This is a genomic window from Carnimonas nigrificans ATCC BAA-78, from assembly GCF_000526695.1.
Classification (GTDB): Bacteria; Pseudomonadota; Gammaproteobacteria; order Pseudomonadales; family Halomonadaceae; genus Carnimonas; species Carnimonas nigrificans.
In genome coordinates, this window is sequence record NZ_JAGO01000013.1 from 1 (window position 1) to 15,285 (window position 15,285).

Below are 15,285 nucleotides of genomic sequence, written 5' to 3' on the forward strand. Positions count from 1 at the left end.
GGGCGTGGGCGTGGGCGTGGGCGTGGGCGTGGGCGTGGGCGTGGGCGTGGGCGTGGGCGTGATTATCGTTGCATTTGCTACACGTACAATAGTGACGGTACGCTTTTTCATCATGCAAAAGTGCAGGCGGAGATTAGGAAGCCCGCTAATGCAAGCCGAATACTGCGCAGGGCGCGGCAACAGAGATTCTACTCTCTCACCACGCGCAGTTTATGCTTCAGGAAGGCGTAATTCAGCGAACTTTATGCGCGTTACAGCGCCTTGCCAGGCGTCAAAAAAGGTGCGCAGAATGATCTCCGCAGCAATGCCGTCAACGCCATCATCGCGATAGCTGCCCGTTTTCCTGCCACGTTCACGGGCGATCAGCTTGGCTTCCCGGGTGGAGCCACGCTCATCAACCAGCTCAAGCGGGCGTGCATAACGACCATAAAGGCGATTGCCGAATTTGCGGGCACGCCGACTCATCTCTGATTCGCTACCGTCCATATTGAGGGGCAGCCCCACCACAAACAGGTCTGGCCGCCACTCGCAGATCAGATCAGTCACCTTGCGCCAGTCGGGAATACCGTTGCGGGCCGTCAAAGGGGCCAACGGTGTCACGGATTGCGCCATTTCATGGCCTACCGCAGCGCCAATACGGCGAGCGCCAAAATCGAACGCCAGCACCAGCCGCTGGCCCGCTTCCAGAGAGGGGGAATCAGCGCGAAGCTGGGCAACTCTGGCATTTTCAATAGCGTCTTCAGCCATGTCCGGCGATGCTCCCCAACAGTCCTAAATCAACGCCCAGCAAGGCCGCTGCCGCATCCCGACGGCGATCACAGGGGGTATCAAACATCACCCTGCTATCCGCTGCGACCGTCAACCAGGCATTGCCTTTAAGCTCTTCTGTCAACTGAGGAACCTGCCAGCCCGCGCAGCCCATCAGCATCACAAACTCTTCCGGCCCTTCACCGCACGCGATGGCATTAAGCATATCCATCGAAGTTGTGAGAGCAATCTCTTCACTCACCTGTAGGCTGGATTCCCACTCACTGGCACTCCCGCGATGCACGATAAACCCGCGATCGCTATGCACGGGGCCACCATAAAGCACAGGCATGTCAGCATTAACGGAATCGGCGACATCCAGCTCAAGCTTTTCGAGCAAGTGTCCTATCGTCAACGTTAACGGCCGATTGACGATAACGCCCAACACGCCTTGCTCATCGTCGTCACACACATACACCAACGAGTTGGAAAAGTTGTCGTCCGCAAGCTGCGGCATGGCAATAAGAAAATGATTACGAAGACCGTGCATTGACCAATTGAATCTCGATTACTGGAAACGGAACCACGCCCCTTCACCGAATACCCACGTCCGGCTGAAGGTAAGCTCTGGCAGGGAACCCATGCCGGAGTCAAAGGGGCGGAATGGCCCTGCCCGATGAATTGTACGCACCGCCAACCTGTCAAGGTCGGCGTTGCCGGTCGATTGTATCACCCATACCGAACGCAGCCGCCCATCGCGTCCGACGGTAATTCCAAGCTGCATACGCGCATTGCCAGAGGCTTCGCTACCGAGATTAAGATCAATGTAGGTCTGCACGGAGCGGGTGAAGTACGCGATATAGCGACTCACCGCATTACGTTGCGCGTTGGTTGACGGCCCGGCAGCGAAACGATCAGCGGCCCGCTCCCAACCGTTCGAAGAGGCGGTAGAGGCCACCTGATTAATCAGCTCCTGAGCGGAGGGCGTATGCCCCGAGGAACGCTGCTGCTGGGCGCTGCTGGCACTTCTACTGGAAGCTGCGACATGCTGGGTGGACTGGCGACTGGCTCGCTGAGTCGTCGATTGACGGGAAGGCGTCGGGGGGGCCTGACGTGATGCTGAACGCGGCGGCTCGTGCCTCTGCTCACGGGCGGGCGGAGCCGCCTGAGCCACGGCCTGCTCGACGCTGGAAGTATCGACACGCGGCTCAAGAGAACGTGCATCAATGATTGACACGCGATAGGGCTTACCCTGATCCAGCGGCGGCAGCTTGTGCTCCGGACGCTGTTCAAGCCACCAAATACCCACAAGATGGAGCGCGACAACTACCAGCAAACATAGCCATGTCAGCCATAGTGAGCGCCCACTACGGCCTTGATAGCCGACATCATCTTCCTCCAATGACGAAATAGAGGCCGTTAGCGGCGGATCGTCACGGTCGGCAGAAATCCCCCTGCAAATAGTCACTGGCGGCTCCCCGAAACGGGGGGCCACCAGGCTGACAAACTGCTCAGGTTCGCGTGAGTCGCTTCTCAATTGCATCCATTAACTGTCCGGCAATGTCCGTGCCTTTTTGATCATCAATCTCGCGTAGGCAGGTCGGGCTGGTCACATTGATTTCAGTAATATAATCACCAATGACGTCGAGGCCAACGAAGATCAGCCCCTGTGCCTTGATTGACGCTTTCACCTGATCGACCAGCCAGAGATCGCGTTCGGTCAGATCACGCGCAACGCCGCGGCCACCAGCGGCAAGGTTGCCACGTACTTCTCCTGCGCTTGGAATACGCGCCAATCCGTAGGGCACTGGCTCTCCGTCAATCAGCAGAATGCGCGTATCACCGGCACTGATTTCAGGAAGGTAACGCTGCACCATAATCTGGCGCTTTCCGCCCTGGGTGAGCTGCTCGATCACCGCTCCCAAATTGCGTCCATCTTCACCCACTCTGAAGATACCGGTGCCGCCCATGCCATCGAGCGGCTTGTAGATTACGTCACGGTGTTCAGCATGAAAGGCACGCAGAACTTCCTCATTGCACGACACCACGCTAGGCGGAAGGCACTGGGGAAAGCACTGGGCATAGAGCTTCTCGTTGCATTGGCGCAGCGCATCGGTCGGATTGACGACCAGCACACCTTCACGCTCGGCAAAGCCCAGCAGGTGAGTAGCGTCCAAAAATTCCTGGTCAACCGGCGGGTCCTTGCGCATCAGGATCACATCAAGCTCGGCCAGCGGGCGCCCCTGACGCTCGCCGAGGTCATACCAATGGGAGGCATCGCGATATACCTGCAACGGCGCCATCACGCCATAGGCGCGGCCATTATCGAGATACAGATCGGACTGCTCAAGATAGAAAAGCTCCCAGTCGCGCTCAGCGGCAGCCCAGAGCATGCCCAGCGTGGAATCCTTCTTGAAGGAAATATCGGCGATGGGGTCCATGATAACCCCCACCTTGATTGTTGCTGTCATCTCACTCACTCAATACTGGTCGAAAATATACAAAGTAAGCACTTGCTTACTTTGCTTACCCCAAGGTAAGAGGCCCCTTCCATGGCTATTATCGCTAGCCTGCTCGGACCACCACTCCCTCAAGGGTTCTATAGTGCCAGTATGGGCGAATGCAGAGGCAGGAACCAGCGTGCTATATGCAATTCCTGCTATATCGGAAAATCGTCGCCGTAAACGTTTCTCTTTCTGCCACGTTAGTGCTCGCGCATTATTGAAGGCAAGCACGGCTCTTCAGCACCCTGAGTATCGTGATTACTCCTCAGGGCAGCAGAGCAGCCGTCAGTGGCGAAGCAATCCCTATCCAGATCAGGTCACAATATGCTTCGCGATGTGCCGGGCAGTAGCCATGGAAGACAAAGCCGACACTTCCCCAGAAGTTCGTTAACCCATTGGCATTTCAGGAATCACAAAAGGGCTTGCTTCGTCATTCCCAGCACTTATCTGGCGGATGGCCGTTACCATCTTACGGTGAATGTTCGGCGCGCACCCGATTCAACACAAACGCCAAAGGGGCACCGCACGGCATTCGTCCTTGTGCTGCCGGCAAACTTCGAGCGAAATATCTTCTCACCAAATGCCATAAAAAAGGGATGCAGCCTGAATGAACTGCCCCCCTTCTATATTGCCAACTGTCACTCACTTCATTGAATAAGCATTTTGGCGCGTTATATGCCCAATACTGACGATATCGCTACGAACGCAGCAGCGGGATATTATCGCGCGCCAGGTCGATCAGCTCGTCGCCACGCCCGCTCATCACCGCGCGCAGCATATAGAGACTGAAGCCTTTCGCTTGAGCCGCCTTGATTTGTGGTGGCAGCGACAGCTCCTGCGAAGCGGTCCACACGTCGATAATCACCGGCCCATCATGACTGAACGCTTCCGACAGCGCTTCATCCAGCTTATCGGCCTGCTCGACACGAATGCCTTTAACCCCCAGCGCATTCGCCATGTCAGCGTAGTTGATGTTGTCGTATTTGGTCGTGTCGTCTATGAATCCTGCGGCCTTCATCTCCATGGCGACAAAGCCCAGCAGAGAGTTGTTGAAGACCACCACCTTCACCGGCAATTTACGCTCGCGCAGCGTAATCACATCACCGAGCAGCATGCTCAAGCCACCATCACCCGATAGCGAGACCACCTGACGCTGCGGCTGCGCCGCCTGAATACCGAGCGCCATCGGCAGCGCCGTCGCCATTGAACCGTGGGTAAAGGAGCCTGTCAGGTGGCGTTTGCCATTCATCTGAAGGTAGCGTGCGGCCCACACCGTCGGTTCGCCCACATCGCAGGTGAAGGCGGCATCTTCGTCGGCCAGGGCACTAATGCGCGCGGCAACATGCTGCGGATGCAGTGCATATCCCTCTTTCGACGGTACTGCCAGGTCATCAAGCCCTTCCCGCGACTTGCGATAATGCTTCTGACTCGCTTCCAGGAAGCGCGTATCTTCATGGGCGTCGAGCTTCGGCAGCAGTGCGTGAAGGGTCGCCTTCACATCGCCTGCCAATCCCCATTTGAGCGGCGTGCGACGCCCCAGATGATGAGGTCGGGTATCAATTTGAATAACATTGCCGTGCTCGGGGTAAAAATCGCGATAAGGAAAGTTGCTGCCCAGAACCAGCAGGCAGTCACACTCCTTCATCGCTTTATAGCCCGAGGCGAAGCCGATCAGCCCTGTCATGCCGACATCGTAGGGGTTATCGTACTCGACCGCGTTTTTGCCCCTGAGCGCGTGAATAACGGGCGCTTGCAGCTTTTCAGCCAGCGCTACGACCTCATCGTGCGCTCCCATGCAGCCATAGCCGCACAGCATGGCGATCTTTTTCTCGCCATTGAGGTATTCCGCAATTTCATCAAGGCGCGGCTCGGGGGGCGTAATCACCGGCGCTACAGGGTCTGTCCACTGGGTCTCCTTGAGCGGAGATTCAGCGAGCGCCACATCCCCCGGAAGCACAATCACGGAGACAGAGCGGTTGAGAATTGCGCTGCGCATTGCAGTTTCCAACACGCGCGGCAGCTGCTCGGCATGGCTGACCAGCTCGCAATAGTCACTACAGGGTTTAAACAGTGATTCAGGATGAGTTTCCTGGAAATATCCCAGGCCAAGTTCGCTGGAAGGTATCTGCGCTGCGATGGCGAGCATCGGCACCTTGGCGCGCTGCGCTTCAAACAGGCCATTAATCAGGTGCAGGTTGCCAGGGCCGCAGGAGCCTGCGCACACCGCCAGACCGCCGCTGATATCTGCATCGGCACAGGCGGCAAGTGCGCCTGCTTCTTCGTGGCGCACGCCAATCCACTCAACGTTACCGTTTTTGCGCAGGCTCTCGGTAATGCCGTTGAGAGAGTCGCCAGGCAATCCCCATACTCGCTTGACGCCTGCCTTTTCAAGCGTACCAACCAATAGATCGGCAACCGTTGCCATAACGTACTCCTTCTCACTATCTACCGCGGATGGGAAACGTAGCCAGTGCCTGCCGCTTGCTGCCAGGCAAGGCTGGCCTAAAGTCGATTACCGTACTCCAATATAAGTAGCCCGTCAGCCACTTTGGGCAGGCTGATATCTGGAATAAAAGGCCCAGCTAAGTCCGGCTGATTTACCTATGGCGTGGCAAAATCAATCTATTGGCCCCCTTCTTACGCGACACGGCGCTTCTCTCCCCAGGCGCTCATTTCCTGGCTATATATTCGCAGGGCTATCATAAACCGCTACAGTGAAGCCAATTCACCTAACACGATGCGGGCGAGCGGGAGTTTAATCACATGAAATCGAGCGGCTTGAAAGGCACGACAGGATTAATCGCCATCGTCTGCCTTGCACTGGCGCTGGCGGGCTGCCACGGAAAAGATGACGAAGAAACCGGGGCTGACTCTTCACCCGATACCACAGAACATCACGCCACCCCGCCGGAGCCTAACGACAGCGTTTCAGCACCTCAGCAGACGCCACCGGAGAAAGAGGCGCCCCCAGAAAGCCAGCCGCAGCATAATGGCTTGACCGCCGCCGATTGCACCCGCTCGCAGTGGAAGCGAGTCAATTGCACCAATAAAAGCGATAGCTGTATCGAGCAGCAGATTGACCAGATGGGTAAATACGAACGCTGCCGGAAGGCTGGCCTGCTGGAGAAGTAATACGCGCAGCCCCCTCTTTATCTCCAGCCAATAAAAACGCCGCGAGCAATGCCAATGCTCGCGGCGTTCTCATTACCGATCATCCGACGCTACAGGTCACCATAGCGGCTCTGTAGAATACTCAACGCCACCAGTGGCGCAGTTTCAGTACGCAAGATCCGTGGGCCGAAGGTACGTGGCATAAAATCCCGACGACGCGCCAGCTCCACTTCTGCCTCGCTAAAGCCCCCTTCCGGGCCGATCAGCAGCGATGTTTCACGTGAAACATCAGCGCCGAACACATCAGCCTCGGCAGAATCGGCGGCTTCTCCCGGATGCAGTATCCAGCGCAGCGGCCCATGCTCGCCTTCCAACCAATCGGAAAGCCGGCAAGGGGGATTGATCCGCGGCAGCCAGGCACGTCCGCACTGTTCGCAGGCACTGATCGCCACCGCGCGCCAATGAGCCAGTTTCTTGGCTTCCCGCTCATCGTTCAAGCGCACGTCGGCACGCTCGCTATACAGAGGCGTAATCTCGGCAACGCCAAGCTCAGTGGCTTTCTGTACCACGAAATCCATGCGCTCGCCCTTGGAGACCACCTGCCCGAGATGAACACGCAACGGTGATTCCGGTAGCGGCTCATGGAGGGAGACAATGCTCACATCCACCTGCCGCCGCGCGACGCTGGAGACCAGCGCCTCGACTTCACCGCCGCGCCCATCGAACAATCGCAGCGACTGCCCTTCCCGAGCGCGCATTACGCGACCAACATGACGCGCCTGAGCATCGGGCAGAGTAATCTCCTGCCCGACCAGTGACTCAAGCGCTACATCGAGATAAATACGCATTCAGGATCAGGCGTTGTTCTGCTGTTCCTGCTTCTGCGCATAGAGCGCATCAAAGTTGACCGGCGCCAGCATCAATGTCGGGAAGCTGCCACGGTTAACGAGACTATCGACGCATTCACGCGCATAAGGGAAGAGAATATTGGGGCAGAAGGCATTCAGCGTGTGATCAAGCTGCGCGCCTTCAAGACCGGAGATAGAGAAGAGGCCCGCCTGCTGCACATCTGCGAGAAATGCGGTGGTTTGCTCTTCGCCATTAAAGACCTGAGCGGTGACGTGAACTGTCACTTCATACAGATCATCGGCCAGCTTGGTGAAGTTGTTATCAACGTCCAGCTTGACCTTGGGCTGGAAGGGCTGCTGGAAAATGGTCGGAGAATTGGGCGACTCGAAGGAGATATCCTTGACGTAAACACGCTGTAGCGCGAACTGAATGTTGCTTTCCTGGGCGTTGCCTTCACTCATGGTGGCTCTCTCATTAAAGGTAACAAAATGGATATTGCGCACTTTCTGGCCGTTATCAATCGGCCATTAAGCTTGTGGCGGCCACGCCATCGTGGGTGGCCGTCCGAGATACTACTTCTTCTTTGAGGTGTTCACGGTGGGCAGATCATCTGCCTGCCACTGCGCCATGCCACCGCGTAAACGCTTCACTTTGCTGAAGCCAGCCTTTTCCAGCTTGAGTGCCGCAGCAGAAGCCTGCTGCCCCGCTTTGCATACCAGAATAACAGGGCGATCCTTGAACTTCTCAAGCTCGTTGATGCGCGAGTCCAGCTTGCCATTGGGGATATTGATGGCGCCAGCGATGTACCCCGCCTTGAACTCCTTGGCTTCACGCAAATCAACGATTTGTGCATCTTCGCGGTTAATCAGATGAGTCGCTTCACTCGAACTGACAGCATTGGCACCCGAGCGACGGGCTTCATAGAGAGCCCACACCAGCAGCACAACAACAAAGGCACCTACCAACAGAGGGTGGTGAGTAGCGAATTCTAGAAATCTGTCAAACATGGGGGTAAATAACTCTTGAACATCCGGGAACGTGCTATTGCCCCAAGTATACACTGAGCCTACCGTCATTTCACCGAACGACGTGATTTGAAGCACTGTACAGGCAAGGGGTGGCTGCGCCTGAAATCAAGCTGCGCTATCATCCCTGACAACTATCGCTCAAGAATGCGCAGCAGAACTCAATGTGCTTTTTTGACTACACTCGATTGGCCAGATTGCGGCTTGCTTATCGCTGTCCTACGCGCGCCGGCAAACCCTATGCACTGAAGCAGCTCACACAGGGCAGTGAACGAGAGCACGCGCCTTGTTGAACAGGCAACCGACGCACCACGCCGATGGCGGCACTCCTTACGCCGGTAACAACCCTATGACGATTGATCGCAGCACCCCGCAGTACAGCAATGCGCACGCCAAAATGCCCACGACGGCAGCAAGGCTGAGCCTCTATGGCGCAGGCGCGCTGCTTTCGTTTCTGCTGTGTGCTCCTTTGGCACACGCTGATCGAGTGGATGTTCCTGCCCAGCAGCTGCGTCAGATCAATCAGAACATTACCCGTGCCCAAGGAGACCTGCGCACGACCCGAGGTCAACGCACACAGGCACAGCGCGACCTGCAACTTGCCGAAGAGAATCTCGCCAACACTCACACCACTCTCGACCGGCTGACCCGCCAGCATCGTGATACCTCTCAGCAGCTGGAAACACTTTCTGCCCAGCTAGAAGCTCTGGAAAAGGAAGCAGGCCAGCAGCGCAAGGCCCTCGCCGCTCAGTTAAATGCCCTGTATCGCCTGGGAAGGGACCCTGAAATCAAGCTGCTGCTGGAGCAGAAAGATCCTACGCAATTGGCACGCTATCAGCGTTACTTGAACGCGATTGAGGGCGCACGCCGCAACCGGCTTGAGACTCTGGCGGCACTCAACAGCAGGATCACCGCCAACCGCGACGAAACCCGCCAGCAGCAGCAGCGCCTCGACAAACTGATTGCCGCACAGCGCGATAACGAGAAGACCCTGGCCGCGCAACAGGCACAGCGTCAAAAGGTGTTGAAGGAAATCAATCAGCGTTACAGCAGCACTCAATCCCGTCTCGATGCCCTGAGCAGCCAGCGCGAGCAAGCCGAGCAAACGCTGGCGCGTATCGAGCGTGAAGTGGCTGCTGCGCGTGCTGCCGCCGCCCGTCGTGCCGAGCAGCAGCGCAAACAGGCAGCCGAGCGCCGTCGCCGACAGGCCGAGCAGGAGCGGCGCGCCCGCGAAACTGCCAGACTGGCCGAATCACAGCGTCAGAAGGCTGAGCAGGATCAGGCACAACGCCAGCAAAGCGAACAGACGCGCCCCAGTGAGCCCGATACCACAGCGCCTTCAACCTCATCCCCATCGCAGAGCGGCAACACGCATCAGCTCACCGCAGAAGAGATGAGTGCAGAAGCGCCGTCAACCACGAGTGAACCGGAAGACTCCACGCCAGCCCCCAGCCGCCGCTCAGATGCGCCACGCAACCTGTCAGGCGCTCCCTGGTCGGGAAGATGGCCAATCAATGGAGTGGTCGCTTCAGGCTACGGTCAGGGCGAGGGAATCAACAAGAATGGCGTGATGCTCAGTGCCCCCGAAGGTACGCCCATTCACGCACTGCGCGCAGGACAGGTTGTATTCGCCAGTTGGCTGAACGGCTTCGGCTATCTGGTGATTGTCGATCATGGCAGCAGCTTGTCGGTGTATGCCCACAACCAGCGCAACACGGTCTCCGTCGGTGATAACGTTAAACGAGGCACCGTCATCGGCAACGTAGGCGATACCGGCGGCCTCTCTTCACCCGCCCTTTACTTCGAAGTACGTCGTGGAGGCAAACCGATCAACCCCAACGCCTGGGTAACCTCCTCCCGCTAACGGCAACCCCACGGCCTTCATGTACGATATTGTGTCATGAGCGCCGTGGGAAACTTCGTTCCGCTTCTTTCGAAAACGTACTTGTGCGCTAACTACCCTCGCTTCCTGCTATTTGCTGCTGGCGTATTGGGCGGCTATGGCGCACACCGAACGCGCCACTTGCACTGCAAATACTGAAAGCTACCGCAAGACATCAGCCCAGCCTCTTCCGTCACCCGCTATCCCGAGTTTTTCCCAGCTCAATGGTGTTAAGTGCCTCCCGTCCCGCAGCTCAACAGCACGACAACCGAATGTTTCACGTGAAACAAAACCGGGCTGATACCAGAACAACAGCGGCTCTAGTCCACAGTGAATAGTGCGGAGGAAAATCCGGTTATCAGCGATGGCTTCCAGCTACGCGAAGGTGAGGTGTTTTTGGAAGGGTAAGTAAGTAAGATAATAAGAAACCTGGTGCGACCAAGGGGCAGGTGACCGCCCCGAACGCTTGCGCGGAATACTTAATAAATCAAAGGGAGGAACGCCACTATGACTACCGGGGAGAGAGAGCCAGGCGCGCAGCAAAGGCCACGAATACGCCGCCGGTAATGCGGTCCATCCAGCGCACCATCGAGCCTTCACGCAATCGACACCCCAGCGGGCGCGTCGCGGCAATCAGAATCCCGCACCAGATCACTCCCAGCAGTACATGAATACTTGCCAGTAGCATGGCGTAACCCGCAATCGAAGCACCTGCGGGAATAAACTGTGGCAGGAAGGAGACATAAAACACGCCGATCTTGGGATTCAGCACATTGGATGCCAGCCCTTTCAGCAGCCAACCACCGCCGCCCAGCGTTTGAGTGCTGCCTTCAGTACGAAAGGATTGGCGCGGTTTCAGCAGCATGCCTAGTCCTAGCCACGCAAGGTAGGCAGCGCCTATCCATTTGAGCAGGTGGTAGGCAAGCTCCGAGGCAGTTAGCAGCGCACCCAGCCCGACAGCGACCAGTGCGCCCCAGCACAGCAGCCCCAGATTGATGCCCAGCGCAGCAAATACCGCGGGTCTGATGCCCTGAACCAGAGAGGTACGCAGCACCAGTGCAGTATCCAGCCCAGGCGTCAGGACAAGCAGCAGCACTGTGCCCGTATACACCCACAGCATCGACGACATACGTTCTCCCTGCTCTTTTTGCACTGCCAAAAGAATATTCTGCCGCTCAGATTCATGAGGCAGCACACGCACTTCATCTTCACCGAACAATGGCATAACGCTTCGTTTTCATACGCTACTGCGCCGGAGCGCTTAGTCAGGCGGGAGAGTGACGGCTCCAGCCAGTTATCCCGCAATCAGGCCACTATCAGAGGGACGTTTGCCTTTTCATCCGCTCAGGCAGGTCATGCCGATAACCCAACGCCTGATGAATCATCGCCTGCTTGACCGGCGCGAAACGGTCGATGCTGCGCAGCCCAAGATTACGCGCCATGCGCACCAGCGGTTGACGACTGCCAAAACCGAGCCGGAAGCCGTCCATCAGCTTGAGCATGGCGCTGTTATCCATACGCCGACGACGTGCGTAACGCTCCAGCACACGCTCATCGCCAAGCGCCGCACCCCGCTGATGCGCCCGCGCCAGCTCCTCGGCCAATACCGCCACGTCCAGAAAGCCCAGGTTGGCCCCCTGACCGGCCAGAGGATGCAGGCTGTGCGCCGCGTCCCCGACCAGCGCCAGCCCCGGCAGCGTATAGCGGCGCACATGGCGCTGTACCAGCGGGAAGGAGGCGCGCCCTCGAAGCTCAAGGATATCTCCTACACGCCCTTCAAACGCCTCTCGAAGCGCGCCGGCAAACTCATCGTCGTTCAACGACCGTAAACGATCCGCCTCGTGACTATCAGCAGACCATACAATCGACGACCAGTACTCACCTTCCACCGGTGAAGCGATAGGTAAAAACGCCAGTGGTCCGGTGGGCAAAAAGACCTGCCGCGCCGTGTTGTCATGGCTTAACTGGTGATGAACGCTGGCAACGATCGCCTGCTGCCCCGTGGGGTATTCATTCACTTCCATCGCCGCCATGCGTCGCACCATGGAGCGTCCGCCATCGGCTCCCACCACCAGCGGCGCAACCACCTGTCTACCGTCATCCAAGGTAAGCGAGCGCTTACCTTCCGTATAAGGCCGTGGAGTATCTTCCGGCTCATACCACTCAAGCGCTGTAACCTGATGCCCAAACAGGCCGGTGACCCGCTCGTTTTTCGCCAGCGCTTCATTCAACGCATCGACGATGGCGCTGTTTTCGACGATATGCCCCAGCTCGCTGGCTGCTACATCGCTGGCGGAGAAGTTGATCTCCCCCAGGCCCTCGCTGTCCCATACCTGCATGTGCTGATAAGGCGCAATGCGGCGTTTGGCAATGTCAGGCCATACGCCCAGCGAGGTAAAGAGCGCCCGGGAAGCAGCCGTGATTGCGCTAACGCGGTTGTCGAGCTGCGCCTTCTTCCATCGAAGTGAATACTCACCAGCATCAATAAGGGCCACGCTGATACCTGCCTCGGCAAGCAACAGCGCCAGGGTAGCGCCGACCATGCCCGCCCCCACGATCGCTACTTCGCTCTCCAGCACCTTGTTGGAAGGCTGCGCGCTATGATCCTTCATCTGACACCTCTCGCTTGACCGCTGCTGCTACTGAAATATCGTCTCTTGCCATTGATTACGGAATTAGCGCTCAATGCCCATCGCACGGCGCGTTAGCCCTCGGCGTATTGGCCCCAGCAGATTCAGGCCAATCAGGCCCACTGCACGGGCATGGGAAAGCAGCGGATTATCAATGCCAAACAGCTCGACCAGCCCATGGCTCGCCTTGACCATGACGTCACGGTCCCGCGCGCGCCGTCGCTCAAAATCGTGCATGACCGTCGCGTCGCCCACTTCCTTCCCTTGTGACAGGGCTTGAGCCAGCGCATCGCGAAGGTCAGTTACACCGCGCAGCGCCAGGTTGAAGCCCTGCCCCGCCACCGGATGCATGGAGTGCGCCGCATTCCCAAGTACCGCCAAATGAGGTCTGACCTGTTCACGCGCTTGCACCAGTTGCAGCGGATAGGTACTACGGGTGCCGATACGAGTGAAGCGCCCCAGGCGGTCACCGAAGAAGCGCTGAATCTCCTCCAGTAACTGCGCATCGCTGAGCGCTTCCAATTCAGCCAAACGCTCCGGTGAACGCGTCCATACCAGCGCCATGCGCTGTTCGTTGAGCGGCAGCAGCGCCATTGGCCCCAGCGCGTCGAAACGTTCGTAAGCGACACCGCGATGAGGGCGGGAAATTTCCAGCGTGCTGATCAGGGCACGTTGCTGATAATCATGAACAGCGCTATCAATACCCAGCATCGCTTTGAGCGGCGAGCGCCCGCCGTCAGCGAGAACCGTTAGCCCCGCTTGCAGGGTATCGCCGTTATCCAGGGTAAGCTGATAACCACCTTCCATGGGCACAACCTGCTCAACGCGGGCCGGACAGCGCCACTCCAGCGGCAGTGTCGCCATGCGCTGCATCAGTACCTGGCCCATCCACGCATTGGGCACCACATAGCCAAGCGCATCGGTTCCCATATCACGATCATTGAGGCGCGCAGCACCAAACCGACCACGCTCCGCAATATGCACCTGATGGATCGGGCAGGCTTCACCCGCCAGCCCTGGCTGTTCATCATCGTGATGCCACAGGCCCATTCGCTCAAAATGCAGCCGTGTCCCATACGCCAGCGCGCTGGAGCGCTGATCGAAACTGGGCTGCCACGTGCGCTTTTCAAGGGAGATGGCGGCGGCCTCAATCACGACCACCCGCAAGTGATGCTGCTCTGTCAACTCGGCCAGCGAAGCCGCCAAACTGGCCCCCACTAGCCCACCGCCAACGATGGCAATATCAAACCGCTCCATCGGTTGTTCTCCCTGAAAGTAAATCAATGCAGCTGTGAAGGTGACTGTTCGTCTTCCTTGAATACCTGCGGATTGCCCGGATGGCATTCGAGATAGAGCGTAAGTGCGGTCACGCGCACATGCTCGTAAAGCGCCAGCAGATCAGCTTCGCTCTCGCCATCGTCGGCCACGCCGTCATCAAGATCGAGGGCACCGATTTCCGACATCGCTTCAACCGCCTCGCGCAGTGGCGCCGACCAGTTATCATCAATACCGAACTCGTCGATCACCTCAGAGAAGCCCATCGCCCACATCTTGAGGCTTTGGGCACGCTCGGGCACCGAGAAGAGTTCGTCGGGCAGCAGCGGTTCGAAATCCATCTGCTCGTCAGCTAGCTGGTGACGCGCCTGACTGCGCCAACCCAGCAATACAGCGGCATCTTCCCTGTCGTGAGGCTGTTCTACGCCCAGCACGGCACAGATTTCCTGTAGCCACTCTTCACTGGCAACATCCTGTTCGTCAGTCGCTACGGCCAGCGATGCCACCATGCGCCCATCAAAGAATGAAGGCGATGACAGCGAGCCATAGCGCAAAAAAAGATCGGCGATATCTGAAAATTCCAGGGCGTTTTCTGCGCTGCTCGGGTCGTTGTTCATGCGGTCCTCTTGATTGCCATACCGCCGCAGATTGGCGTATTGCAACGGCGGTGTGCTTGCAGGTAGTGGTGACGAGACTTGCGTAACCGCGCCTGGCGGCGCACAGCTCTCGTGAAGCACCCCCGTGGCTGCTATAGTAAGCCCCTTAAAGGAGACTTGGCGTTAGAGATGTGCGCGGCACACCCAACGCGCCCAGAATACCATTTCCGTGACATCGTGGTCGCCTCAAACGCCTTGACGCCGCCTAGCCAACCCAGGAGCCTCGCATGAGTGACGCCCCCCAAAGCACTGTCGAAGTTACTCTACTTGGCAAACGCTATACGTTCCGATGCAGCAAGAAGGAAGCCTCTGGCGTTGAGCGCGCCGCACGCTATCTTGACCAGGCGCTGTCCGGCGTGCGCGAACATAGCCAGACCAAGGATGACGGCAAGGTCGCCATCATGACCGCACTTAACATCACCCATGAGCTACAGCAGCAAATAGAAGAAAAGAAAAAGCTGGAAAAAGAGGTCGCGGCGCTCACCCAGCGCATCGAGAATGCACTTTCTCAATCACGATCCACCAACGACGACGAGCACCAGCAATAAGTGCGGAAAAATCAGCAACTTCATGTCAAGTCTGTTGTACAGCCATGCATCTGATACA

At 57.7% G+C, this 15,285-nt stretch carries 15 protein-coding genes; 3 read left to right on the forward strand and 12 right to left on the reverse strand.

From position 1 onward, the window contains the following. Window positions 1–210: 210 nt before the first annotated feature. The 5 genes from ruvX to poxB form a co-directional block, all read right to left on the reverse strand. Window positions 211–747 carry a Holliday junction resolvase RuvX gene (gene ruvX / locus L881_RS0107550; protein WP_025733090.1) on the reverse strand — a complete coding sequence of 179 codons (537 nt, stop codon included), beginning with the start codon at window positions 745–747 and terminating at the stop codon, window positions 211–213. Next, complete coding sequence (locus L881_RS0107555; RefSeq protein ID WP_025733091.1) at window positions 740–1,297, reverse strand: YqgE/AlgH family protein; 558 nt, start codon at window positions 1,295–1,297, stop codon at window positions 740–742. Before L881_RS0107555 ends, ruvX begins: the two co-directional genes overlap by 8 nt. Before the next feature lie 18 nt (window positions 1,298–1,315). Beyond that, a complete protein-coding gene (locus tag L881_RS0107560; RefSeq protein ID WP_169730601.1) occupies window positions 1,316–2,215 on the reverse strand; it encodes a TonB family protein in 900 nt (299 codons plus the stop codon). 43 nt (window positions 2,216–2,258) lie between these two features. Further along, window positions 2,259–3,218, reverse strand: coding sequence for a glutathione synthase (gene gshB / locus L881_RS0107565; RefSeq protein ID WP_025733093.1), 960 nt, complete (start codon window positions 3,216–3,218; stop codon window positions 2,259–2,261). A gap of 730 nt (window positions 3,219–3,948) precedes the next feature. After that, the gene (gene poxB / locus L881_RS0107570; protein ID WP_025733094.1) at window positions 3,949–5,676 is read right to left on the reverse strand and encodes a ubiquinone-dependent pyruvate dehydrogenase; all 1,728 of its coding nucleotides are present in this window, start codon (window positions 5,674–5,676) and stop codon (window positions 3,949–3,951) included. Window positions 5,677–6,014: 338 nt separating this feature from the next. Between poxB and L881_RS0107575 the strand changes: the two genes are divergently transcribed. After that, the gene (locus tag L881_RS0107575) at window positions 6,015–6,383 is read left to right on the forward strand and encodes a hypothetical protein (RefSeq protein ID WP_025733095.1); all 369 of its coding nucleotides are present in this window, start codon (window positions 6,015–6,017) and stop codon (window positions 6,381–6,383) included. Between the two features lie 89 nt (window positions 6,384–6,472). Here the strand turns inward: L881_RS0107575 and L881_RS0107580 are convergent, their stop codons facing one another. From L881_RS0107580 to L881_RS0107590, 3 genes are all read right to left on the reverse strand, one after another. After that, window positions 6,473–7,210 carry a 16S rRNA (uracil(1498)-N(3))-methyltransferase gene (locus L881_RS0107580; RefSeq protein WP_025733096.1) on the reverse strand — a complete coding sequence of 246 codons (738 nt, stop codon included), beginning with the start codon at window positions 7,208–7,210 and terminating at the stop codon, window positions 6,473–6,475. Window positions 7,211–7,216: 6 nt separating this feature from the next. After that, the gene (gene secB, locus L881_RS0107585; RefSeq protein ID WP_025733097.1) at window positions 7,217–7,672 is read right to left on the reverse strand and encodes a protein-export chaperone SecB; all 456 of its coding nucleotides are present in this window, start codon (window positions 7,670–7,672) and stop codon (window positions 7,217–7,219) included. A 111-nt stretch (window positions 7,673–7,783) separates the two neighbouring features. Beyond that, entirely contained in the window at window positions 7,784–8,218 is a 435-nt protein-coding gene (locus L881_RS0107590; RefSeq protein ID WP_025733098.1) for a rhodanese-like domain-containing protein, read from the reverse strand. 304 nt (window positions 8,219–8,522) lie between these two features. Between L881_RS0107590 and L881_RS0107595 the strand changes: the two genes are divergently transcribed. Further along, on the forward strand, window positions 8,523–10,100 hold the full coding sequence (locus tag L881_RS0107595; protein WP_156926524.1) for a murein hydrolase activator EnvC family protein: 1,578 nt from the start codon (window positions 8,523–8,525) through the stop codon (window positions 10,098–10,100). 529 nt (window positions 10,101–10,629) lie between these two features. Here L881_RS0107595 and L881_RS0107600 read toward each other — a convergent pair. The 4 genes from L881_RS0107600 to L881_RS0107625 form a co-directional block, all read right to left on the reverse strand. Beyond that, window positions 10,630–11,343 carry a LysE family translocator gene (locus tag L881_RS0107600; protein WP_211238907.1) on the reverse strand — a complete coding sequence of 238 codons (714 nt, stop codon included), beginning with the start codon at window positions 11,341–11,343 and terminating at the stop codon, window positions 10,630–10,632. 91 nt (window positions 11,344–11,434) lie between these two features. Further along, on the reverse strand, window positions 11,435–12,730 hold the full coding sequence (locus tag L881_RS13045) for a UbiH/UbiF/VisC/COQ6 family ubiquinone biosynthesis hydroxylase (RefSeq protein ID WP_034578886.1): 1,296 nt from the start codon (window positions 12,728–12,730) through the stop codon (window positions 11,435–11,437). 63 nt (window positions 12,731–12,793) lie between these two features. Next, complete coding sequence (ubiH, locus tag L881_RS0107620) at window positions 12,794–14,005, reverse strand: 2-octaprenyl-6-methoxyphenyl hydroxylase (protein WP_025733103.1); 1,212 nt, start codon at window positions 14,003–14,005, stop codon at window positions 12,794–12,796. A 23-nt stretch (window positions 14,006–14,028) separates the two neighbouring features. Continuing rightward, on the reverse strand, window positions 14,029–14,640 hold the full coding sequence (locus L881_RS0107625; RefSeq protein WP_025733104.1) for a UPF0149 family protein: 612 nt from the start codon (window positions 14,638–14,640) through the stop codon (window positions 14,029–14,031). 266 nt (window positions 14,641–14,906) lie between these two features. Here L881_RS0107625 and L881_RS0107630 point away from each other — a divergent pair, with 266 nt between their 5' ends. Further along, on the forward strand, window positions 14,907–15,227 hold the full coding sequence (locus L881_RS0107630; protein WP_025733105.1) for a cell division protein ZapA: 321 nt from the start codon (window positions 14,907–14,909) through the stop codon (window positions 15,225–15,227). The last annotated feature ends 58 nt before the right edge of the window (window positions 15,228–15,285 follow it).